21 protein-coding genes are annotated in these 21,286 nt (G+C 47.5%); 6 read left to right on the top strand and 15 right to left on the bottom strand.

The annotated features are described in order from the left end of the window. The first annotated feature begins 12 nt into the window (after positions 1 to 12). A complete protein-coding gene (locus K384_RS12105; protein ID WP_038032746.1) occupies positions 13 to 1,065 on the top strand; it encodes a ferredoxin--NADP reductase in 1,053 nt (350 codons plus the stop codon). On the opposite strand, the gene K384_RS12100 is transcribed toward K384_RS12105, so the two are convergent. The 14 genes from K384_RS12100 to recF all read right to left on the bottom strand — a co-directional run bounded on the left by K384_RS12100 (position 1,062) and on the right by recF (position 16,442). Then, positions 1,062 to 1,706 carry an alpha/beta hydrolase gene (locus K384_RS12100; protein WP_038032745.1) on the bottom strand — a complete coding sequence of 215 codons (645 nt, stop codon included), beginning with the start codon at positions 1,704 to 1,706 and terminating at the stop codon, positions 1,062 to 1,064. The two genes, K384_RS12105 and K384_RS12100, sit on opposite strands and share 4 nt — an antisense overlap. Before the next feature lie 5 nt (positions 1,707 to 1,711). Next, a complete protein-coding gene (locus K384_RS12095) occupies positions 1,712 to 2,149 on the bottom strand; it encodes a hypothetical protein (RefSeq protein ID WP_038032744.1) in 438 nt (145 codons plus the stop codon). Between the two features lie 74 nt (positions 2,150 to 2,223). Further along, on the bottom strand, positions 2,224 to 3,153 hold the full coding sequence (locus K384_RS12090; protein WP_038032743.1) for a hypothetical protein: 930 nt from the start codon (positions 3,151 to 3,153) through the stop codon (positions 2,224 to 2,226). 52 nt (positions 3,154 to 3,205) lie between these two features. After that, positions 3,206 to 3,646 carry a hypothetical protein gene (locus tag K384_RS12085; RefSeq protein ID WP_038032742.1) on the bottom strand — a complete coding sequence of 147 codons (441 nt, stop codon included), beginning with the start codon at positions 3,644 to 3,646 and terminating at the stop codon, positions 3,206 to 3,208. Between the two features lie 18 nt (positions 3,647 to 3,664). Continuing rightward, positions 3,665 to 4,570, bottom strand: coding sequence for a hypothetical protein (locus tag K384_RS12080; RefSeq protein ID WP_051633376.1), 906 nt, complete (start codon positions 4,568 to 4,570; stop codon positions 3,665 to 3,667). Positions 4,571 to 4,596: 26 nt separating this feature from the next. After that, positions 4,597 to 7,803 carry an ATP-binding cassette domain-containing protein gene (locus K384_RS12075; protein WP_051633375.1) on the bottom strand — a complete coding sequence of 1,069 codons (3,207 nt, stop codon included), beginning with the start codon at positions 7,801 to 7,803 and terminating at the stop codon, positions 4,597 to 4,599. A gap of 67 nt (positions 7,804 to 7,870) precedes the next feature. Further along, complete coding sequence (locus K384_RS12070) at positions 7,871 to 8,239, bottom strand: DUF1987 domain-containing protein (RefSeq protein WP_038032741.1); 369 nt, start codon at positions 8,237 to 8,239, stop codon at positions 7,871 to 7,873. Positions 8,240 to 8,290: 51 nt separating this feature from the next. Further along, positions 8,291 to 8,842: a SiaB family protein kinase gene (locus tag K384_RS12065; RefSeq protein WP_038032740.1), complete on the bottom strand. Its 552-nt coding sequence runs from the start codon at positions 8,840 to 8,842 to the stop codon at positions 8,291 to 8,293. Positions 8,843 to 8,957: 115 nt separating this feature from the next. Beyond that, positions 8,958 to 12,623, bottom strand: a complete 3,666-nt coding sequence (locus tag K384_RS12060; RefSeq protein ID WP_051633374.1) for a PAS domain S-box protein — start codon at positions 12,621 to 12,623, stop codon at positions 8,958 to 8,960. A 15-nt stretch (positions 12,624 to 12,638) separates the two neighbouring features. Next, positions 12,639 to 13,484 (bottom strand): GAF domain-containing protein, encoded by an 846-nt coding sequence (locus K384_RS12055; RefSeq protein ID WP_038032739.1) that lies wholly within the window; start codon positions 13,482 to 13,484, stop codon positions 12,639 to 12,641. A gap of 18 nt (positions 13,485 to 13,502) precedes the next feature. Continuing rightward, entirely contained in the window at positions 13,503 to 14,099 is a 597-nt protein-coding gene (locus tag K384_RS12050) for a chemotaxis protein CheB (protein WP_038032738.1), read from the bottom strand. A 31-nt stretch (positions 14,100 to 14,130) separates the two neighbouring features. Further along, positions 14,131 to 14,973, bottom strand: a complete 843-nt coding sequence (locus K384_RS12045) for a CheR family methyltransferase (protein WP_038032734.1) — start codon at positions 14,971 to 14,973, stop codon at positions 14,131 to 14,133. A gap of 54 nt (positions 14,974 to 15,027) precedes the next feature. Next, positions 15,028 to 15,336, bottom strand: a complete 309-nt coding sequence (locus tag K384_RS12040; RefSeq protein WP_038032732.1) for a DUF721 domain-containing protein — start codon at positions 15,334 to 15,336, stop codon at positions 15,028 to 15,030. Next, positions 15,333 to 16,442: a DNA replication/repair protein RecF gene (gene recF / locus K384_RS12035; RefSeq protein WP_038032730.1), complete on the bottom strand. Its 1,110-nt coding sequence runs from the start codon at positions 16,440 to 16,442 to the stop codon at positions 15,333 to 15,335. The genes K384_RS12040 and recF overlap by 4 nt, the downstream gene beginning before the upstream one ends. A gap of 63 nt (positions 16,443 to 16,505) precedes the next feature. On the opposite strand from recF, the gene K384_RS12030 reads away from it, so the two are divergent. The 5 genes from K384_RS12030 to murG are packed head-to-tail and all read left to right on the top strand — an operon-like array spanning position 16,506 to position 20,296. Continuing rightward, a complete protein-coding gene (locus tag K384_RS12030) occupies positions 16,506 to 16,754 on the top strand; it encodes a DUF3098 domain-containing protein (RefSeq protein ID WP_038032729.1) in 249 nt (82 codons plus the stop codon). Between the two features lie 27 nt (positions 16,755 to 16,781). Continuing rightward, complete coding sequence (locus K384_RS12025) at positions 16,782 to 17,582, top strand: undecaprenyl-diphosphate phosphatase (protein ID WP_038032728.1); 801 nt, start codon at positions 16,782 to 16,784, stop codon at positions 17,580 to 17,582. After that, positions 17,579 to 18,277 carry a tRNA pseudouridine(55) synthase TruB gene (truB, locus tag K384_RS12020; protein WP_038032726.1) on the top strand — a complete coding sequence of 233 codons (699 nt, stop codon included), beginning with the start codon at positions 17,579 to 17,581 and terminating at the stop codon, positions 18,275 to 18,277. The genes K384_RS12025 and truB overlap by 4 nt, the downstream gene beginning before the upstream one ends. Next, complete coding sequence (locus tag K384_RS12015; protein ID WP_038032725.1) at positions 18,261 to 19,193, top strand: bifunctional riboflavin kinase/FAD synthetase; 933 nt, start codon at positions 18,261 to 18,263, stop codon at positions 19,191 to 19,193. Before truB ends, K384_RS12015 begins: the two co-directional genes overlap by 17 nt. Next, the gene (gene murG, locus K384_RS12010) at positions 19,190 to 20,296 is read left to right on the top strand and encodes an undecaprenyldiphospho-muramoylpentapeptide beta-N-acetylglucosaminyltransferase (protein WP_038032723.1); all 1,107 of its coding nucleotides are present in this window, start codon (positions 19,190 to 19,192) and stop codon (positions 20,294 to 20,296) included. The genes K384_RS12015 and murG overlap by 4 nt, the downstream gene beginning before the upstream one ends. Here the strand turns inward: murG and K384_RS12005 are convergent. Beyond that, positions 20,265 to 21,152 carry a cupin-like domain-containing protein gene (locus K384_RS12005; protein ID WP_038032721.1) on the bottom strand — a complete coding sequence of 296 codons (888 nt, stop codon included), beginning with the start codon at positions 21,150 to 21,152 and terminating at the stop codon, positions 20,265 to 20,267. The two genes, murG and K384_RS12005, sit on opposite strands and share 32 nt — an antisense overlap. Positions 21,153 to 21,286: the final 134 nt, after the last annotated feature.

Here is a 21,286-nt window from a genome sequence, read left to right as displayed (position 1 = left end):
GAAAATAAGTCTATGAAAACCCTTTCTTTAACTATAAAAGGAGTCAGAAAACTCACGCCCGATGCCATCGAAATCACTTTTGAACAACCCGGCGAAGGCGCTTTGAGCTATCAGGCAGGGCAGTTCCTTACTTTTATACTAAACATAGAAGGGAAAGAATATCAACGTTCCTACTCTATTTGCAGCTCTCCCTATACCGGAGAGCTACCCAAAGTAGGCATTAAGCGGGTCAAAGGTGGGATTGTTTCCAATTATCTGAACGACCATGCCCAAGAAGGTATGGTCATTGTGTCGCAGCAGCCTTCGGGACGCTTCACCCCTACCATCACGCCCCCACACGCCGAACATTATGTACTATGGGCAGGCGGCAGCGGCATCACCCCCATGATGTCCATCATCAAGTCGGTATTGCAGGCCAATCCGGAGGGCAAAGTTTCTTTGTTCTATGCCAACCGGGACGAAGCAAGCATTATGTTTTATGAAGATTTGAAAGAATTGCAAAAAGAACATGCCGGCCGTTTGCATATTACCCATATTTTGGAACAAGCCCCCGAAGGGTGGCAAGGTCTCACCGGCCTGCTCTCGCCCGAACGCGTACAAGAACTGCTTCGTCCTTTGTTGCAAGCCGGCGAACCTATAAGTCACTGGATGTGTGGTCCTTCCGGCATGATGGAACAAATACAGAAAGGATATGATGCCTTGCAGTTGGGCAAGGAGTTGCACAAAGAAGTATTTACTTCATCGACCGATAAAAGTAAGACAGATGCCACTGCCGGCAATACACAACCGGAAATCAGCCGGGTAATTGTGCACTTTGACCGCGAAACTTATGAGTTTGAAGTTCCCAAGGGGCGCACCATCTTAGACGTAGCTTTGGATAAGGGAATTGACTTGCCCCATTCTTGCCAAAGTGGCATCTGCACAACCTGCATGGGCAAGCTTAAGAAAGGCAAAGTAGAGCTGGAAGTGAAAGACGCCCTCACCGAACAAGAGATTGAAGAAGGCTATGTCCTCACTTGTGTAGGCCATCCACTCACAGAGGAGGTAGAAATAGAAATAGACTAAACCAAGGTGGCAAGCACACTTTCTTTTACTTCGTGTCCACCTTCATAAAACAGCGGCTTCATATCGAAGCCGTATTTTTTATGCATATCTATAAAAGATAGTAACTGTTCAGGGGTAATGAAGCGGTCCTCTTTTCCAAGAACAAAATAAACAGGCACACCCCGCAGACGCTCCGCCGCTTTTTCAAAATCCCAGTCATGCGGGAAAACACCTCCCCACAAGATAAGTTTCGAAGGTGTAAAGCGGCTGTGTAACAGCCAGCGGCATACTGTGGCACAGCCCTGCGAGAACCCCAGCAAATGCATTTCGAATGGATGTTCCCAAGAGGCATACACCTCTTGCTCTATTTTCCGGAAGTAATTTAAATAGTCTGCAATCTCGGCTTCACGCATTTCCTTGGTCATCCAAGAAGCGCCTACCTGTCCCACGCCTGATTTCAGGTAAAAACGTGAAAGCCCTTCGGGGGCAATCAACAGAGTTTGTCCGTCATCGAGACAAGAGAAGGGCGTCAGGAAGTCGGCAGCCAGTTGTCCATAGCCATGAAAACACCACCATATGCGGCGGATATGGGCGCCGGCATGCCCTAAAGTATAAAAACGCGCGGTGCGTGTCACGCCAAGGGTATGCATTTCATACTGCATGACGCTTAGCGTTTGAAACCAAGAACTGCGGCCGCACAATCATGTCTTTTGTCAACCAAAGTGAAGCGCAAATAATAGATGCCGGTGCGGTTGCAAATAATTTGCACGGCGGGCACGTAGGTATCGCCTACAAAACTTTTGGCTATTTCGTTACGCTCGGCATCTTCTACCGTCACAATCACCCCCTCTGCATTCTTTTTGCCGTTGTTTACAAAAATCATATAAGTGGTGCCGGTGCTGAACACATAAGAATATTCTATTTCCTTATTGGTGCCCCTTTGGCCATCTATCTTGTAACTTTTAAGGAAATTGAAGTTTTTTTCCTTCAAGAAGTTAAGTGCTTCTTGAACAAAAGGCTCGGTATCGCATTGAGCACGAGCCGATGAGACGCTCCCCAACAGATAAAAGAAAGCAAAGGATAAAAACAAGCACCACCGTTTCATTATTCATCATTTTTTAGGTAAAAGGGCTTCCTTGAGGAGCAAAACAAACCCAAAGAAGCCCTGCCGGTATCCTTTTATTCAACGATCAACCGGCGCATTTCTTTTACAATAGAGTATATCTTTTGAAAATCTTGTTCAGTGAAGTTTAACTCTACGGACTGATCTTCTTGCACTACCGTGGGCACGCCGTCAATGACCGTGTCTTTCGATATTGTTTCCACTTTCAAGGAAACATTGGCATAGGCATCTTGCAGCTGCTTTGCTTTTTCATACAGTGCTTTTGCCTCGGGGTTAATCGCTTGAATATCTTCCAACAGCTTTACAATGTTGTCAAGCGATACTTTTTGGTCAGCAATATGCTCGAGCAGCTGTTGTTTGTTTTTGGCATTTTCAGCCACGTGGCATCCCAGATAGAGCGCTTCCACCCAGCCGCCGGTTACAACCAATACCGTGATGTCGCCCCGGTTTTCTTTTTCCAAGCCATCCTTCATGGTCTGCAGGCTGGTAAGCGTCTCTGCCAAGAGTTCATCAATGCTGGCATTGGATTCGGTCAACTGCTTGAGGCGCTCAAAATCGAAGTAAGAATCTACTTTCAAGCCTGTTGACAAGTCGCGGATGGCCACCAAATAGTCGATTGCGTCTTGGTTTTTACCATAAAGATGAGCAAACCCCAAGTCAGTACTGTAAACGCCTACATTCAGTGCCCGTTTAAAATCAGAGCCGTAATTTTTGGCTTTGTTGGCATCGTGCAAGATGGCAGGGTCATACTTTGCCCCCGACTCCTGCACCAAAGAGGTCATTTGGATGGGGCTGGGAATGGCACGTAATAAGGTAAAATCATTGCTTAGCTTCTGAAGGGCTTCCTCTACATTCACTGTATTTTCAGTGGTTCCATTAGTTTGGCTGTTACCTTCACCCTCTTGTTGTTCGGCTTCTCCGCCTCCACAAGAGGCCAATAAACCCATAGACAGCAGCAGTGCAATTGATAAATATTTTTTTAACATGGTTGGCAGTTGTTTAGTTGTTCGAAAAGTATTGTTGTCAAGCAACTCCGGATTAACGCTTAAAGCCTACTACGCTTACCAGGCAATAATCCTTCACAGAAGGCTCAAAGGTAAACTTCAGGTGGTAAATGCCGGTTTGACTGCACCGGAAGGCAACGGCTGTGCGGTACTGCTTTAAAGAAGGATTGTAGTTGTCAATCAGCTTGCGGCGCGAGCTGTCAAACAACTCAAATAAAATGCCCGAAAATTCTTTGGGGTTTGACTCATTGGCAAAGGTGATCATATAGGTTTGTCCACGGTTGAAAATATACGAGTACTCTACCGTCTTGTTAGAGCTGGCATCGATGCGATAGCTCTTGAGGAAGGTATATCCGCGCGGACGCAACTGGTTCACACACTTGCGCGTGTACTCCCGCATTACCTCCGGTGTGCACTGCTGTGCGTAAGCAGCGCCTCCAATCAACAAAAAGAATAACAAAACATAGCGTTTCATGGCAGTTCTAATTTTGGTTTAGTTAACGATTTGATCTCTTATATCACGAACTTTGTTCAATATAGCATTTAAATCATTCAGTGTAAATTGCACTTCGGCTTTTTGCTCTTGCTCTATGGTCAGAACACCGTCTATTTCCACTTGCTTCACTTCACCGGGCACATACTTCACCTCTACGTGCTCATAAAGCTCAGCCAGTTCTTCCAACTGACTGCGCAGACGTTTGATTTTGGGGTTAAAGTCTTCATAGTTACGTAACAGCACCAACAACTGTTCCAACACTATTTTTTGCTCGGCAATGCGAATCATCAGCTCTTCGTTGTGTTGTTCGCGCTCTACATTGCAGAGCAGGTACAGCCCTTCCAACCAACCGCCGGTTAAGATAAGCACTGTCATATCGGCACGCCCCTCATTTTGAAGGGCTTCGTTCATGCGCTCCAGGCTGCGGGTCGATTCCATTACCAACACGCCCAAGCTGTCTTTATAAGCAGCCAGTTTGCGAATATGTTCAAAATCAAAATATTTCTCTACGTTCAATCCGGCTGCCAGGTCGCGAATAGCCGTAAGGTAGTTGATAACGTCTTGGCTTTTTCCATAGGTGTTGGCATAGCCCAAGTCAGTACTGTAAATGCCCAAGTTCAAGGCGCGACGGTAGTCCGTATTGTATTTGCTTACGTTTTCCGGCGAGTTTAGCAGTGTAGGGTCATATTCTGCCACTTGTTCAATCAAGAAAGCAACCTCTACAGGGTTGGGAATTGACTGAATGATGCCCTTGATAACTTCCGGTGATAAGCGGGTAGTTGTTTTTTTTGAACTATCCTGCATTGCTGTGACAGAGGATGCCTTATCTTCTTCGATGCTTTCACCACAAGCACCGAAGAGTAAAATACAAAGGATGAGGTAAAGCCACGATGTGTTTTTCATATTATTTAGCATTTATTACAAGCAATTTATTTATTTATTTTGAAAGACTTAGCCATTTCCCACCCCTTCGACAACGATAGTTTGTTAAAGAAGTCTGTATAAAGTGTAAAATACAATAAAATCGTCAATATCCATATAGCGGCTATATCGAAATAGTAGGTATCGAAGTAGCGTCCCAAGAAGTGTTTACGAGGCGCCATAAAGTGAGCACGGTAGTCAAGGGCATGCTTATAATCAGTAGGGTCCTGGAAGATAGGATCCATGTGTTGTAAAAACTTGCCTTTATATAGTTCTATCTTGTCTTTCATATTGGCATTTTTAGCCAAATCGGCCAAAGCATCATTGTAAAACAGTCCTCGCAGTGAGTCAAGGTTTACCCCTTGGCTTTCGACATTAAACAAAAAGAATTCTTTTTGACGCCGTGCTGTGTTGAAACGTTTTTTGTAATACTCTTCGAGGGTGTTGAAGTACTCTTCCAGATACTCTACCGTTTTGCGAGAAAACCTTTCGGGCGTCAGCTCATGCAAAAGATTTTCGTAATAGGGCGTTTCGGGGCGGTGTTCCCGCGCATAGCGATAACGCGCATCGGCACGCTGTTCCCGCTCCAATTCCTTAGCCAAAAGAGTCAGTTTTTCCTCCAACGGAGCGCGTGCTTCGCTTTTGGGCAGCTTCAGCAAATCTTCGGCCGCGCCCAGCACCTCACGCATCTCTTCCAACCAAAAAGAGCGCCGGTAGTCGGCAATACTTTCCTCTTTATCGAAGCCATACACAGGCGCCTCGTAAGGGTTATCTTTAAACTGCCGCACGGCAATGGCTTCAAAGCCCCAGCGCGATACCATCAAATCTGCCAAAAGAGGCACACGTCCTTTTTCACTGACTACTGTGTTCAGCTTGTTAAAATTGAAAATAATACCACTCAATATCATTTGGGGAATAAGCAAAAGCGGAATGGTAATATAAACGGTTACTACCGAGTTGAAGGTGTTGGATATATTCAACCCCAGCATGTTGGCAAAGCAAGAAACGGAAAAGAGCACCAACCAGTAGGTCCAGGTCATTCCTTGCACTTCCAGGATGGCATTGCCTATAAGCACAAAAGAAAGTGTTTGAACTGCCGACAAGGTAAACAGTATCAACACTTTGGAAAGCAGATAACTATGCTTGCTTATATTCAAAAAGGCTTCGCGCTTCCGTATCTTACGGTCCTTGATAATCTCTTCGGCACTGACGGTCAAGCCCATGAAAAGGGCTACCAGCACACAAATGAGGATATAGGCAGGTATGTTGTCATTGAAACGATAGACATACTCCCCTTCCGGTGTATTCTGATAACGAATCACAAAGGAAAGCAACAAAGCCAACAAGGGCGCTTCCAAGAGGTTGATGGCTACATATTGGCGGTTTGTTACTTTCGACAAGAAATCGCGCGTAGCCAGAATGGCCGTCTGTTTGATTTTACTGGGCAAATCCAAAGCTTTGGGAGGCAGTTCGGTTACTCGCTCTACCAGCTCGGTTTTGCCTCCAAACTCTTTGAGGTACTCTTCGTGCCATTGCTCGGGGGTGCGTTTGCGTTTGTTGGTATATACCCCTTTTTCGGTTACTATCCGCTCTTCTATAATATCAAAGATTTCCTCGGGCTTGGTATTGGCGCAACGCTCGCAAGCCGGTTCATCGGCGCGCGGATACTGCGCCTTGCGACGGAAATAACTGATGGCTTCAATGGGGTTGCCATAGTAAATAGGATAACCTCCTGTATCAAGAATCAGGAGCTTATCAAACATCTTAAATATTTCGGATGAGGGCTGGTGAATCACTATAAAAATGAGTTTTCCTTTCAAGGAAAGCTCTTTGAGCAAGTCCATGACGTTCTCGGAATCACGGGACGAAAGCCCGGAAGTGGGTTCATCCAAAAAGAGCACGGAAGGTTCGCGAATGAGCTCCAAAGCAATATTCAAGCGTTTGCGCTGCCCCCCACTGATAGTCTTTTCCAAGACCGACCCCACTTTCAAGTCTTTGATATGCTCCAGCCCCAAGTTGGCAAGCGTATCCACCACCCGTTCGTGCAGCTGCTTTTCGGTCAGGTCCTTAAAACAAAGTTTGGTACTGTAGTATAAGTTTTGATAAACGGTCAGCTCTTCAATCAGCAGGTCATCCTGTGCCACATAGCCAATCACCCCCTCGATGCGCTGCTTGTCTTGCTCGTCGTGAATGTTCACACCATTGAGGAGCACTTGCCCCTTGGAAGGCTTTTCCAAGCCGGAGAGCACATTCAGCAAAGTGGTTTTCCCGGCTCCACTGGCTCCCATGATGGCAATCAAGCGGCCGGCGCCCTCCTTCAGGTTGATGTTGCGCACGCCGATGTTGCCGTTCTTGAAACGGAACTCAATATCTGTGGCTTCAAAGGAAATGGGCTTGATGCTTTTGCCTATAAAGCCACTTACTACCTCGCTATAATAGACTACTTCGAGCTGTGTACGGATGATGCTTCCCCGTGCAAAAACTTCCACGACATTGGGCACTATTTCCACCGCATCAAGGCGAACCACTTCATAGTCACCTGTTTTGTCGGGGAGGTAACGCAAGAAGAACACATCTACATCGGGGATGCGTAAGAAGACCAAAGCACCTTTCAGGCCCTTTTCGGGCGAAAGGTGCTTTGCCAATTGCTCATGGGTAGGATAAAAATCGGAGGCTATAATGAGCACTTCTTCGTGTATCAGGAGGTCTTCCAGCTCTCCCAATACGAAGTCTTTGATCAGCCCAAAATATTCTTCCAGCTGGAGTGATTCTGCAGCGGTGCGAATCACCTCCATTCGCCTGGCACTGAGATTATTATCACAGGCCACCAGCTCAAGCATACGAATTAAAGCAAAGACCTTCTGTTGAAGGTCGAGGTTGTTGTTGATTTCCCGGCACATCTTTAACGCACGCACCGAGAAACGCATGAAAGCCCTTTCTTCTATCTCTTTGGCTACTTCAGCAGCATCTACTTGTGCCCCTTCTTTTTTCTTTTTGAGTTTTTCGATCTCTTTCTGCCGGGCACGTTCTATATTCTCCTGAAACTCGCGCTCTACCTGCTCATAGATTTGGAGATACTTGGGTACCGAGGCTTTATCAAGTACGCGTTGAAAATAGTCCTCCACATAAGCACGCTCCTTTGGGGAGGCACCTCCATCTTGCATTGTTGTAATGGCAAACAACTTTGCTAAAGCCTCTAATACGTTTTCACTCATAGACTTTCTTTTGGTTCGATACTGCTGCCCGGCAGCCCACTACTTAGCATTAAGCAGAAAAGTAGCGTTAGTCTGCCAATATTCTAAATTCAAATTCTACATCCACCATGTCTTCAAACTCTTTTCCTGCTTCTTCCATGTCTTCATCGTCTTCGAAGTGATACCATATCACCTTGGCATTGGGAATGCCTTCCAAAGTCTGCAGCACATCTAACAAGAGCTTGGAAGAAGCTGTATTAAAGTACTCAAGTTTGAAGTTAAATACAGTTTCGGGGTTGGGGTTCGAGGCATACTCTTGCAGCCATTCGATAATGGGGCGATAGAACTCGCGCGCATCTTCGGGGAGAGAACGGCCCGAGATCTCAAACACGCCATTGTCTTTATCCAAGATCACTTTTGGGGTATCCTCTTTTCCTTCTAAGCTGATGATGTTCATATGTCCTTCAGTTAGTTTGTAGATTACAAAATTATAAAAAGTTAGATTGAATTAGTCTTCCCGGGGAACGGTAATTTGCAAAGAGAAGAAAGAAAACTCATCATTGATAGGCTCAAACGAATACTCGAGTTTTTGTCCTGACTTACGCGCCATGTCGATAAATCCTAACCCGGCTCCTCCTTTTTCAGAAATTTCGCCTTTTTTGATTACCTCTTTATACAACTGCTTCAAACCGTCTTTATCCAGGGCGTTGACTTGGTCTATCTTAGAGGATATGGACTCTATCACTTCGTTGCGAACGGGGTTACCCGAAGTAATCAAGTACTGCGATACGCTTTTGCCTAACAAGAAAATAGCGTTGTTGCGCAAACCGTCTTCGCCTTTTTCGTTGAGGTCTTCGGCGTGCTTCACGATATTTTGCAAGCACTCGACCATTACATTAAACACCTTTCTTTTTACACCGGAGCTCTCACCAATGGCATCCATGTTGCGCTCAGCCATGGCCAAAATAGACTTGGTGATTTCTTGTGTAAACTCCCCCTCATATACTAATATGAGGTTGTGTGCCAGCATCGTTTTGTGTAAATCAAAAACATATTTCATAGTCAAATACTCATTTTGGTTAATTGTAAAGATTAACAAAATAAAATTAAATTTCCACTAATTTATACATAAAAAGCAAAATTATATATGCTTTTTCGTATTCAATCACTTTGCATCAAAAGCGAATACCGATAAACAGCACGTCGTCTGTTTGCTTGTTGTCGCCCATCCACTCCACGAAGGCAGTATCCAATGCCATGGCTATTTGGTCCATGTTTTCTTGTCTATGCTCTAAAAGAATGTTACGTATTCTTTTAGAAGAGAACTTCCGGTTTTGAGGACCTCCAAACTGGTCCGGCATGCCATCAGAGAAGAGGTAAATACTCAAGCCCTGCGTCAAATCCAGCTCATGCACGGAGAACTTGTCCCTGTCGCGGAACTGCCCACCGCCAATGGGCATTTTATCGCCTTTAATCTCTTGCACATCCTCATCGGAAGGATAGAGATAATAGAGCGGCCGGTGTGCACCGGCATACAGTATCTTATTGTTCTTCAAGTCGATGCGTGCCAATGACACATCCATACCGTCGCGGGTTACACTGTCTTCACGGTCTTGGCGTAAGGTATGGGTCATCTCTTTGTCGAGCAGGTCCAGGAAGTCGTTGGGTAAAATGTCGCTATGGGTGTCTATGATGTTGTTCATGAGGAAGTAACCGATAAGCGACACCAAAGCACCGGGCACGCCGTGTCCGGTACAGTCGGCGGCTGCCACATAAATATAGTCGCCTTTGCGCACAATCCAGGGGAAGTCGCCACTAACCACATCCCGGGGTTTGAAGATAACGAAAGAGTCGGCAAAGTAAGAACGCAGCAGCTGCGTATCCGGCATGATGGCATCTTGAATACGCTTTGCGTAGTTGATACTGTCGGTTACTTTCTTATTGGCAGTTTCTATTTCGAGCTGGTATTCCTTCATTACGGTGATATCGTGCAGTACAACCAAAATAGACTCCAGCTCGTTGTCTTCACCAAACTCCGGAATAGCATTCAGCTGCATGACGCGGTCGCCCAAAACCGAAGGGAAGTTGATTTCGAGCGTCACTTTTTCACGGCGGGCACTGACACCTTCCAACACACGATACATCTGACGCACCACCTCTTCGGGCAATAACTCATTGCTCAATACCTTTTGCAGGTATTCTTCCTTAGCCTTCGCCGTATAGTTTTCAATGGTCGGGTTGATATAGTAGATAACCCCTTCGAGGTTGAGACGCATAATCAAATCAGGCGAGTTTTCGGAGAGCGCCTGCATCTGCGAGCGCATCCGTTCTTCGCGCTCGGCGCGCTTGCGCTCCGTAATATCGCGCATATTCACAACAATCCCTTTGATGACGGGGTCTTGCAAGAGGTTGGTGCCGGTCACTTCCACCCAGATGGCTTCGCCGCTTTTTTTGCGGTATTCCATTTGAATGGTTACCCGCTCGTCGGGGTATTGCTTCAGTTCTTCGAACATGCGGCGGTAGGCTTCTTTCCACTCCTCTTCCACATGCACTTCATCGTTGATGCCTACCATTTCATCTACGCCGTAACCAAGGATTCGTTCTACCGAGGGGCTGATGTAGCGTATATGGATGGTTTCGTCATAAATGATAATTACCTCCGAGGCGTTTTCAAGCAGGATTTGCGTTTTGCGCTGCTCGTTCTGCACGGCTTGCTTTTCAAGCTCCAGCTGTTCAACTGTTTTTTGCAGCTCACGGCTTTTTTCCTGCAAGTCCTTGGCAATTTTTTCCAGCTCTTTTTGACGCGCCTGCAGTTCTACGTTCAGCTGGGTGGTTTCGGCTAAGAGCTTGGCTTCTTTTTCGGCTGTCTTAATGTTGAAGATGGTACGGGCGATGATACCACTGATTTCCTGCACAAATTTCACTTCGCGCCCGTCTTCTTCGAAGGGGTGCAAAGATGCCAGCTCCAAGCAACCCATCACCTCGGTCTCGTTGGTAATCAACGGCATGATGAGCAAACTGCGGGGGCGCTGCTCGCCCAATAAGCCGGAAGTAACGGTCAAGTAATCTTCGGGGATTTCGGTACGCCGTATCATATCGCGCTCGATGGCGGCTTGCCCCACCAGTCCTTCGGCGTATTTTCGTGTTACCTTGAAGCGGGCTTCCAAATATTTCTTTTTATTGTAAGCATAGCTGGCATACATTTCCAGATAGCTCACGCCCTCTTCATTTTCACTTTCATTCATCACATAAAATGCCCCTTGCACAGCACCTATTCTTTGCACCACGTAAGCCAGCAATTCTTCGCCCATTTCCTTCAGGTCGTTACGTGCACGCAGGATATCACCCACTTCTTTGACGCCCTCTACAATCCAACGCTTTTCGTCTTCTTCTTTTGCCGAAGCCACAATGCTGTCCCGCATGGCAAGCAGGGCGGTGGCCAACACATCGTCTTCGCCGGCGGGTTTAAACTCCACGTCAAAATCTTTTTTACCAATGCGTGAGGCGAAATTTGCCATGCTACGCAGGTTTGCCACCAGGCGGTTGAGGTAAGAGGCCATTTCGCCGACCTCGTCTTTTGAGTCCACCTCGATGGAGGCAGGCAGGCGCCCTTTTGCCAAAGAAGCAACGGCATCACGCAAAATACCCAAGGGCTGCACAAAAAACTGCGAGAAAATAAGTCCAATAAGCAAAGCAACCAGCAGGGTAATACCTGCTGACAACAAGAAACGTTTCAGCAGCCCAAAAGCAGGCGCATATACCTCAGATGTATCAATTTTGGCAATCACGCCCCACTGCAGTTGAGGGACATAGTCGGTCACGGCCAGCACCTCTTTGCCCCGGTCGTCTGTCTCCTCCAACTCGGCTTGCTCGCCCGACAGTGCTTTGCGCACGGCCAGCGGCACGTCCAAGGCGTCGAGGGTGCCCATCTGTGTGAGGTTCATGCTTTTTACCGGGTCATCTTTTTCCAGCAGGGGGCGCTTATTGAGCACATACACCGTATTGGAACCTTGCAGCTGCACCAGCAGTACTTCGCCCGTATTGCCCAAGCCGGTACGGTCATTGATGAGACGGTCGATGCGCTCAAAGTCTATTTCAAAAACAAGATAACCAATGCGGTCTTCATTGTCCTTAACGGGAGCAGCTGCCAGCAAATAAGGGGCGTTGTCTTGCAAAAAGACTTTGCTGAAATGTAGCGAATCACGGCTTGCCTCAAGGAAACCGGGCTCAACTACAGGCGGTTTGAAAGGCTTGTTTTCCTCTTGTACCGTTGTTTTTTTATCGGCTATGTATTTGATATTCTGCTTTTCATCGAGCAAATAAATGTTGTGCAAATCATACACTTTTCGCAAAATCGCGATGGCACTATCCAACTCGGCTTCGGGGGTAAGAAAGAAGGTCAGCGGATCGACTGCCGGCAAGGAGTCTTCCTGCTCCTGTGTGCCAAACAGAGGTTGGTTGTCTTCTGCAAAGATGGGGTCATCGGGCAAGATGTCGCTTTCATCATAGTCTAAAGCAAAGGGGTCATTTTCATCTGTTGCAAAAGGGTTGGTCCCGGCTATCTCTTGGTCTCCGGACTCGTCAAACAAGATGCGCCGCTTGGCGGCATTGAGGCGTGTGCCGATGGATAAACCCCGCTCAATTTCATGGACAAAGGTATTGATTTTCTCTACCTTCAGTGCCGATACTGCGTGCAGCGATTCTATGGCACTCTTCCTAAAAGCGGTTTTGCTTTCCTGAAAGGCAAAGTAGCTCACTGAGGCAACGGCCAACAGTGCCACCAGCAATACTACCACTGTGATTTTCAGCCCTAAGCTTATATTTTTCCGCGTTTTCATCATTCGTATGGCTTTTCTTTATTCTTTGTCGTCGGAAGTGGTTGCCGGCAGAAAAACATGGGGTGCCAGCAACATCATGGCTTCTTCGACCAACAATTTATCTTTTTCCGTAAAATTCTTAAAGCTTGCCAGCTCAATGGCGCCCAAAATTCTTTTGTCGGCATCCAACATAGGGGCAATCAACAGGCTGCGGGGGGCTCCCTTACCCAAACCCGACACCACCGGCACGGAAATATACCCTTCGGGCAGCTCGTTAAAAACAAGCGTTTTTTTGTCCTTAACTGCTTGTCCAATAAAGCCTTCGCCTACTTCAAAAGCCTGTGGCAAGCCCTCCGATGCATAGTAGGCATAGCCTGCTTCTACTTCGAGATACTGCACGCCATCGTAATATTTACTCAGGTAAAGAATGCCCTGACTGGCCTCTACCGCCTCGGCAATGGCTGCCAGCGCTTGCGTGAAAAACTCATCGGTGCCGGCTTTGGCATTTACGATTTCCCGGATACGTGCTACTTTTTCTTCTATTTCGCGCCGCATGGCGGTAGCAGCATCTTCAAGCACCGCTTCTTTTTCTTGCTTGCTGCGCTGTATTTCTTCTTCAAGCTGTTGGGCAATTACTATTTTGGCTCTGCTGGCGTTCAACACCAAAAAGAAAATAGCCAAGAGGGCGGCGGCTATGGTGAGTGCCACGTGCAGGGTCAGCTGCCAAAGCACCGGCTCCATTTTTTGCCTCTGTGCCAAATCTTTCAAATCCAGCACTTTTGCCAATTTATCTTGCAAGGAAATGAGGTCGTTGACAAGGAAAGCAACGCCTGCCAAAAAAGCCAAAACAAAAAGGATAGCTGCTATTCTGTATATGTTCTTCATGGACAATAGCGTGTTTTTTTAAGCGTATTGCTTATGTAATTTACGTAAAAAATCAATTATTTGGTCACTTCGTAATACATAATCTATGCGGGTGGCCTGCATAGCCGATGCAGGCATGGTATCTATCAGGCATTCCGATGGCTCCTGCACGATGGTAAGCCCTCCCCGCTCGTGTATTTTTTTCATTCCCCATGCCCCATCGCGGTTTGCTCCCGACAACAAAATACCAATCAACTTATCGCGATAAGCATAGGCAGCCGTTTCGAACAGCAGGTCAATAGAGGGGCGAGAATTGTTCACCGGCTCTTCGGTAGAAAGAGAGAATGTCTGCCCCAGTTCCACACATAAGTGATAGTTTGCCGGCGCCAAATAAATCGTTCCTTTTTTGATAAGCTCTTTATCGAGCGGCTCCACTACCGGCTTGTTGGTTTTTAAGGAAAGCGCTTCGGCAAAACCTTCCCGCACATCTTTGAGCCGGTGCAAACACATGGCAATGGGCAAAGGGAAATCTTCGGGCAGTGCCTGCAAAATACGCGAGACTACCTGAAAGCTGCCTGCCGAGCCCCCTATGACAATCAGTTTGTATTTAGAACTTATATGGTCGAAACGCGCCATGCAATCAATCGGTGTTAAGATGGAAAAAGGTTTAATCTCTTATTTTTTTGTAAATCTTTTCATTGTTGTTCACAATGATGAATTTATTGGCATATTCGCACCATATGAGTGATTCCTTCGAGCCAATTGCCAAGTAGCCATAGCGCGGCAAGCTGGCATGAAACAGCTTTAATACTTCGTTTTGCAAGGTTTGGTTGAAATAGATCATCACATTGCGGCAGAGAATAAGGTCAAACACTCCTATTTTTTCTCCGTTCACAAGATTGTGCTCTACGAACTGCACGTTTCGAAGCAGCGTTTTATCCATCACAGCCTTGCCGTCCTCTACCTTATAGTAAGCTTCGAGCGTGCGTTTGCCCATGAAGCGCTGATAATTCTTTTTGTTTACCTCTTCCATGTTGCGCAGGTTATAGGTAGCCTGCTGCGCCTTGTCCAATATGCTATAATCGATGTCGGTAGCTACGATTTCGACTTGGTCAAGAATTCCCATTTCATCAAGCAGAATTGCCATAGAAAACACCTCCTCACCGGAAGAGCAGCCCGCATGCCACACGCGAAACTCCTTTTTGTTCATCAAAATGCTGGGAATGATTTCATCGCGCAATTCTACCCAAAAAGTAGGGTCCCGGAACATTTCCGTGACGTTCACGGTAATTTCGGACAGGAAGGTTTTGAAAAACTGCTTGTCCAGCTCCAACTTGCGAATAAGCTCCTCCATGCTTTCTATTCGAAACAACTCGATGAAGCGCTGCACCCGGCGCCGGAACGAAGACATGGCATAGTTGCTGAAGTCATAATCGTAGCGCTTCTTTATCATTTCTATAAGGCGGCGCAGCTGGGCAATTTCGATTTCCGGTTTTTCTATGTTTTCCATAAGCGCTTTTAATCAATAACCTACTGTTCACAAAAAGAAACTAAGTTTTTTGCCTTAGTAAAGTACGATTTTTTTTATCACTTCCCGCTTCATTTGGGCGTTTAAGCGCTCTTTAATTTTTTCTTTGGCAAAAAGAAGTTGATTTTTCAAGACAGGCGAACGCAGGTAAACGTACAGCGTATCGCCGCGCAGGTAAATTTTTTCGGTTTGCTGGGCAACATTGGCGCCCAACAGCTGTGCCCACAGGTCACCGATGCGCATGCCATAAAAACGGTACTTGGCTTGATGCTGCTCTATCATATGCGCCAACACCTCGCTAAAGCTCAGGGGCTTTTGATGTGCTATTCTGTGTTTGTCTTTCATAATTGAACTGCTCTTCCTTGTTTGACTTCGAAGAGTGCGCCCGGCAAGTGGCTTTCTGCAAGCAGGCGTTGCATGCGCTCCGGCTCGGTGTCTGTAATGAACACCTGCCCCAAACGTTGCTGCCGCACCAATTGCAGCAATGCCGACACTCTCTCAGCGTCCAATTTATCAAAAATGTCATCAAGTAACAAAAGCGGGTTTTGTTGTTTTCTGCGAAACAGCAAATCACTCATGGCAAGCTTAAGCGCCACCAAAAAAGTTTTTCGCTGCCCTTGTGAGCTGCTCCACTTCATAGGCACGTCGTTGAGCAGCAATAGCCAGTCGTCGCGGTGTATGCCTTTGGACGTAAAGCCCATTTTAAGGTCTGTGGGCAAACTTTCTTGCCATAGCTGTTGCAAAGAAGCCTCGCTCAGCTGCGAGCGATACTCTATTTTGATAAACTCCTTTCCTCCACTCAATTTTTCGTAATAAAACGAAACCAAAGGGTTGAGCTCGCCGGTGAAACGGCGGCGCAGGTCATACAGCGGATAAGCTTCTTGCTCCATTCGCATATGAAAAACTTCAAGCAAGGCTACGTCCGGAGCGTGTTGTTCGCGCCACTGTTTGAGCAAAGCATTGCGGCGGCGCAACAGGGCATGATATTGCACCAAGTGGACGGCATACTCTTGTGAGAGCTGCGCAAAGAAAGCGTCCATGGTGCGGCGGCGCTGCTCGGCTGCCTCCCGTATCAAATCAATGTCATTGGGCGTGAAACTCACCACCGGAAAGCGGCCGTAGTAGTCCAACAGGCGTTCTACACGGCTGCCGTCGATAAACACAGCCTTGCGGTCTTGTTTAGGATAAAAAGCACAACGCACATGATGCAGCCGCTCTTCTTCGGCAATTTCGCCCTCTACGCTCCACCCTTCGCTTCCATAACGAATGGCATGGCGCTCGCTATGACCTTGCAAGCTTTTGCCCGTAAGCAGCCAATAGATGGCCTCCAACAGATTGGTCTTTCCCACGCCATTCTGCCCCACAAGAATATTGAGCTTTTCATGGAAGCTTAATTTCAAAGAAGCATAGCTTTTAAAGTCCGTTAAACTTATATTTTTTAGGTGCGTCATGGAATCAAGCTTGCTTGGCATTCCCACAAAATAATTGTTTCTTTGTGGTCAAAACAAAAAGCCATGGAAAATAAGCACACCCCTTCCAGCACCTCGCCCAATGTATTTGGCAAATTCAACTATATACTGCTTGTCGTCAGCGTATTGGTGATAGCCTTGGGCTACATCATCATGATGATGGACGACGCACCCTTTGGTTTTGGTTTTCTTGGGCTCACACTGGGTCCTGTTGTGAGCTTTTTGGGTTTTATGCTGGTGTTTGTGGCTATTTTTTACAAGAAAAAAGAAAATACGCCCCACACCGACGCTTAATTTTCATCCAAACCATTGACCATATCTATGAACTTCTGGGAAGCCGTATTGCTCGCTATCGTGGAAGGACTGACGGAGTTTTTGCCGGTTTCTTCCACCGGTCATTTGATTATCGTTTCTACTTTTCTGGACATCGCCGGCAACGACTTTGTCAAGTTTTTCAATGTCAATATTCAATTCGGTGCCATCTTGTCGGTAGTTGTGCTTTACTACAAGCGCTTTTTTAAAAGCCTTGACTTTTACTTCAAACTGCTGGCAGGCATGCTGCCGGCTGTGGTAGTAGGGCTGCTTGCGGGCGACTATATCGATGCACTACTTGAAAATGTATGGGTCGTAAGTGTTTCGCTCATCGTGGGGGGCTGGGTGCTGGTAAAAATAGACGACTGGTTGCCTGAAGGCAGCGCCATGCCCAATAAAGAGGTAGGCTTTCGTGAGTCTTTTATCATCGGATGTTTTCAATGTATAGCCATGATACCGGGTGTTTCGCGCTCGGCAGCTACCATCATCGGCGGGCTGGCGCAAAAGCTCAGCCGCATCACTGCCGCCGAATTCTCGTTTTTCCTGGCAGTGCCCACCATGTTTGCTGCTTCGGCTTATAAACTATTCAAAGACTTCTATAAGAGCGGCTCCATAGCTCTTTCTTCGGAAGAGTGGCTGCTGCTGCTGACAGGCAATGTGGTGGCTTTCGTGGTAGCTATGATTGCCGTAAAAACTTTTATCACCTACGTAGGCAGACACGGTTTCAAAGTATTTGGCTACTATCGCATTGTATTGGGCGGCATCTTATTGATTTTACTGCTTTTAGGCATAGACTTACAAATGGCATGAACAACACAACACAAACGGGCGAGATTATACTCATCGATAAGCCGTATGGATGGACTTCGTTCGATGCGGTGAATTATATCAAGCGCCGTTTGAAAATAAAAAAAGCGGGGCACGCCGGCACCCTTGACCCACTAGCCACCGGCTTGCTGATTGTATGCACCGGCAAAAAGACCAAGCAAATACAGCAGCTGCAAGGCATGGAAAAAGAATACCTGGCCATGTTTCTGCTGGGGGCCGAATCGCCTTCCTACGATCTGGAAACAGAAGTGCGCCGCACGGCTTCGCTGCAGCAGGTGCTGGCACTGCGGCAAGCAGACATACAACAGTGCATACAAAAACACTTTGTAGGCGAAATCATGCAACGCCCGCCTCTGTATTCTGCCATCAAGCGTCAAGGCAAGCGGCTTTACGAGCTGGCACGTCAAGGAAAAGAGATAGAAGTAGAAGCGCGCCCGACAGTCATTCATGCCTTTGAAATACAACAATGGGCCCCCCCTCACCTTTATGCACGCATAGTGTGCAGCAAAGGGACCTATATCCGCAGCCTTGCCCATGATTTGGGACAAGCACTCCGGGTGGGCGGCTGCCTGACAGCCCTGCGCCGCACGCGCATCGGTAGTTATGAAGTGAGCAATGCCCTGTCGCCAATCGAGTACGTGAAGCAGTATAAAAGCAGAAATGAAAGTTTATCATAATCTACACGATTACCGGCCTCATCGTCCTACGGTGGTCACTACCGGCACTTTCGACGGTGTGCACCAAGGACACCGCCGCATCATGGCACGCCTGCGCCGGGCAGCTCAAGAGCGCCAAACCGAATCGGTGGTTATCACTTTTTGGCCCCACCCGCGCCTGGTGCTGGGGCAGCCTGTAGAGCTCCTCAATACCATTGAGGAAAAAATAGAGCATATCAGCCAAGAAGGCATAGACACGCTTATTATGCTGCCCTTCACCGAAGAGTTTGCCCGTCTGATGCCTATCGAATACATAGAAAAAGTGTATGTACAGGGGGTGCATGCCGGGCTCATTGTCATTGGCTATGACCATCACTTTGGCTACCGTCGCCAAGGGAACATCCGGCTGTTGCAACAGGTAGCACCGCGCTACGGCTTTGAAGTAGAGGAAATTCCGGCTCAAGAAGTCGATGACATCACCGTGAGTTCAACCAAAATACGCAAGGCACTCAAAGAAGGGAATGTAGAGCTTGCCAACCAGCTGTTGGGCTATGCCTACACTTTGAGCGGCACGGTCGTACACGGCGACAAAATAGGACGCACCTTGGGCTTTCCCACCGCCAACCTGCACATAGATGCCGCCTACAAACTCATACCGGCAGCCGGCATTTATGCTGCCTATGCTTCCGGTGAGCAATTCGAACGCAAAGCAGCCCTGGTGTATATAGGCACGCGCCCCACTTTGGGCAAAGAGCAAAGCCGGCCCAGCATTGAAGTGTTCTTGCTGAACTTTACAGGTGAGTTATACGAAGCTCCCTTACGCGTGGAATTACTCAAAAAGTTGCGCGACGACCAAAAGTTTGATAGCTTGGAAAGTCTGCGTCATCAAATTCAGAAAGACTATCAGGAAGCCATTTCATTTTTCAACGCATTATGAAACAGGTCATCATCAGCGGCGGCGGCACCGGCGGACATATCTTTCCGGCATTGGCAATAGCCGATGCACTCAAAGCACGCTTCCCTTCAATAGATATTTTTTTCATTGGGGCAAAGAACCGCATGGAAATGGAAAGGGTCCCCAAGGCGGGCTACCCTATTGAAGGGCTCGATATTGTGGGTATTCAAAGGCGACTGACCCTGCGCAACCTGCAGGTGCCTGTTAAATTGTGGAAAAGCTACCGGCGGGCAAGTCAAATCATAGCAGAAAAAAAGCCGGATATCGTCATAGGGGTGGGAGGATATGCCAGTGCCCCCACGCTATTGGCAGCCATCCGCGCAGGCGTGCCTACGCTTATTCAAGAACAAAACTCCTATGCCGGACTTACCAATCGATGGTTGGGCAAATATGCGCAAAAAATATGTGTGGCTTATCCGGACATGGAAGCTTTCTTTCCTGCCGAAAAGATTGTTTATACCGGTAATCCGGTGCGTCAAGACATCCTGCGGCTTCCTCCCCGCACAGAGGCTCTGCAAGCCTTGGGGCTCAAAGACGGCGCCCCGGTGCTGTTGGTCATGGGGGGCAGCTTGGGAGCGCGTGTCATTAATGAAAGCATACAGGCTCAAATACGACGATTTGCCGACAACCGCATTCAGGTGATTTGGCAAACAGGCAAGCACTTTATCGAGAAAGCCCGGCAGGCAGTCGAAGAGCAACAAGCTTCCGAATGGGTGCACCCCATGGCTTTCATCGAACGGATGGACCATGCCTACAGCGCTGCCGATTTGATTATATCCCGTGCCGGTGCACTCTCCATTTCTGAACTTTGCATTGTAGGCAAACCGGCTATTCTGGTGCCTTCGCCTTATGTAGCCGAAGACCACCAAACCAAAAATGCCATGGCATTGGTACACCGCCAAGCCGCCAAAATCATAAGCGAAGCGCAAGCCCCCGCCTTTTTGGTCAGCGATGCACTTGCGCTCCTCCACTCTCCTGCCGAGCGTGCCCTGCTAAGCGAAAACATACGCCGGCTGGCACGCCCCAAAGCAACCGAACATATCGTACAGTGTATCATACAGCTTGCGCATGGTGGCGCTTCATAGCCTGTTCGGCACGCTCAAAGGCTTTGCGGTGCTTATATTTATACCAACTTTGAGTAAAGTATTTACGCAAAAAGTTGTCTAAAGGCATTTTTACAAACAAATTGGCTGCGCCTTCCAGACGTTTCATCCAAGAGGGATTCAGCGCCCGCAGGCTCATGCCAAAACCACCTTCTATGTATTCGATATAGTGCCAATAGCCGGCAGGAATAAAGAGCGTATCGCCATATTCCAAATAACACTCATAGCCTTGCACATAGCGCAATGCCGGATAGCGCTCGAAATCCGGCTCGTTCACATTTACATAAGACTGCACCGTAAAGGGCAGATGGTACAAGAAGGGCGTGTATTCCGGTGCAAACAGCACGACACGCTTCACGCCCTTGAACTGTGTCAAAAAGACATGCGACATGTCAATATCATAGTGCATGTGTACGATAGAGCCGGTTCCTCCAAAAAACAGGAAAGGAAGCTCTTTCAAAAAACCGTCTGTCACATCAGGCACCCGGTAGTCTTCTTTTAATTGAGGCGCATATTTCATCAAGTTAAACAAGAAAATGCGCAGGTCTGTGGGCTCACGCTCAATCAAATCCAAATACTCGCCGAAGGTCATGCGTGCATCGGGCGCCATGCAGCTTTTATCGGGCGCTGCCGGCAGGTTATTATACAAATCCACCATCACATGCCCCGCCAACTGCTTGAAATAGTCATAAGTCCACTTGGTGTAGGCAGGCCAGTCATGACTGAGATCTTTAAAAATCACAGGTTTGTTGGGCTTCAGAAACTCTTCATGAAAGCGCTCTTTTTCCTTGACCGAAATGCGCTCAACCGGATGCAGCGGAATGGCTTGTGTTTTCATAGGCTTGGCAATTTAATGATGTGTCAAACAAGCACTCTACAAATCTTATGCAAAAGCTATGCTTGTCAAATCGCTTGCATTCAATACGAAAGCATCGGAAAAAAGTTGACTGCTGCCCTTTCTGCCTCCCCCGA

Origin of the sequence: Thermonema rossianum DSM 10300, from assembly GCF_000426825.1 — a bacterium.
In the GTDB taxonomy this organism is placed as follows: domain Bacteria; phylum Bacteroidota; class Bacteroidia; order Cytophagales; family Thermonemataceae; genus Thermonema; species Thermonema rossianum.
Note: the sequence above shows the minus strand (reverse complement) of the source record. Positions and strands in the feature narration are given on the sequence as shown.

Bases quoted from the DNA above. Each gene is read 5' to 3' on its own strand.
- K384_RS12105 (WP_038032746.1), top strand. From the start codon at position 13: ATGAAAACCCTTTCTTTAACTATAAAAGGAGTCAGAAAACTCACGCCC.
- K384_RS12100 (WP_038032745.1), bottom strand. From the start codon at position 1,706: ATGCAGTATGAAATGCATACCCTTGGCGTGACACGCACCGCGCGTTTT.
- K384_RS12095 (WP_038032744.1), bottom strand. From the start codon at position 2,149: ATGAAACGGTGGTGCTTGTTTTTATCCTTTGCTTTCTTTTATCTGTTG.
- K384_RS12090 (WP_038032743.1), bottom strand. From the start codon at position 3,153: ATGTTAAAAAAATATTTATCAATTGCACTGCTGCTGTCTATGGGTTTA.
- K384_RS12085 (WP_038032742.1), bottom strand. From the start codon at position 3,646: ATGAAACGCTATGTTTTGTTATTCTTTTTGTTGATTGGAGGCGCTGCT.
- K384_RS12080 (WP_051633376.1), bottom strand. From the start codon at position 4,570: ATGAAAAACACATCGTGGCTTTACCTCATCCTTTGTATTTTACTCTTC.
- K384_RS12075 (WP_051633375.1), bottom strand. From the start codon at position 7,803: ATGAGTGAAAACGTATTAGAGGCTTTAGCAAAGTTGTTTGCCATTACA.
- K384_RS12070 (WP_038032741.1), bottom strand. From the start codon at position 8,239: ATGAACATCATCAGCTTAGAAGGAAAAGAGGATACCCCAAAAGTGATC.
- K384_RS12065 (WP_038032740.1), bottom strand. From the start codon at position 8,842: ATGAAATATGTTTTTGATTTACACAAAACGATGCTGGCACACAACCTC.
- K384_RS12060 (WP_051633374.1), bottom strand. From the start codon at position 12,623: ATGATGAAAACGCGGAAAAATATAAGCTTAGGGCTGAAAATCACAGTG.
- K384_RS12055 (WP_038032739.1), bottom strand. From the start codon at position 13,484: ATGAAGAACATATACAGAATAGCAGCTATCCTTTTTGTTTTGGCTTTT.
- K384_RS12050 (WP_038032738.1), bottom strand. From the start codon at position 14,099: ATGGCGCGTTTCGACCATATAAGTTCTAAATACAAACTGATTGTCATA.
- K384_RS12045 (WP_038032734.1), bottom strand. From the start codon at position 14,973: ATGGAAAACATAGAAAAACCGGAAATCGAAATTGCCCAGCTGCGCCGC.
- K384_RS12040 (WP_038032732.1), bottom strand. From the start codon at position 15,336: ATGAAAGACAAACACAGAATAGCACATCAAAAGCCCCTGAGCTTTAGC.
- recF (WP_038032730.1), bottom strand. From the start codon at position 16,442: ATGACGCACCTAAAAAATATAAGTTTAACGGACTTTAAAAGCTATGCT.
- K384_RS12030 (WP_038032729.1), top strand. From the start codon at position 16,506: ATGGAAAATAAGCACACCCCTTCCAGCACCTCGCCCAATGTATTTGGC.
- K384_RS12025 (WP_038032728.1), top strand. From the start codon at position 16,782: ATGAACTTCTGGGAAGCCGTATTGCTCGCTATCGTGGAAGGACTGACG.
- truB (WP_038032726.1), top strand. From the start codon at position 17,579: ATGAACAACACAACACAAACGGGCGAGATTATACTCATCGATAAGCCG.
- K384_RS12015 (WP_038032725.1), top strand. From the start codon at position 18,261: ATGAAAGTTTATCATAATCTACACGATTACCGGCCTCATCGTCCTACG.
- murG (WP_038032723.1), top strand. From the start codon at position 19,190: ATGAAACAGGTCATCATCAGCGGCGGCGGCACCGGCGGACATATCTTT.
- K384_RS12005 (WP_038032721.1), bottom strand. From the start codon at position 21,152: ATGAAAACACAAGCCATTCCGCTGCATCCGGTTGAGCGCATTTCGGTC.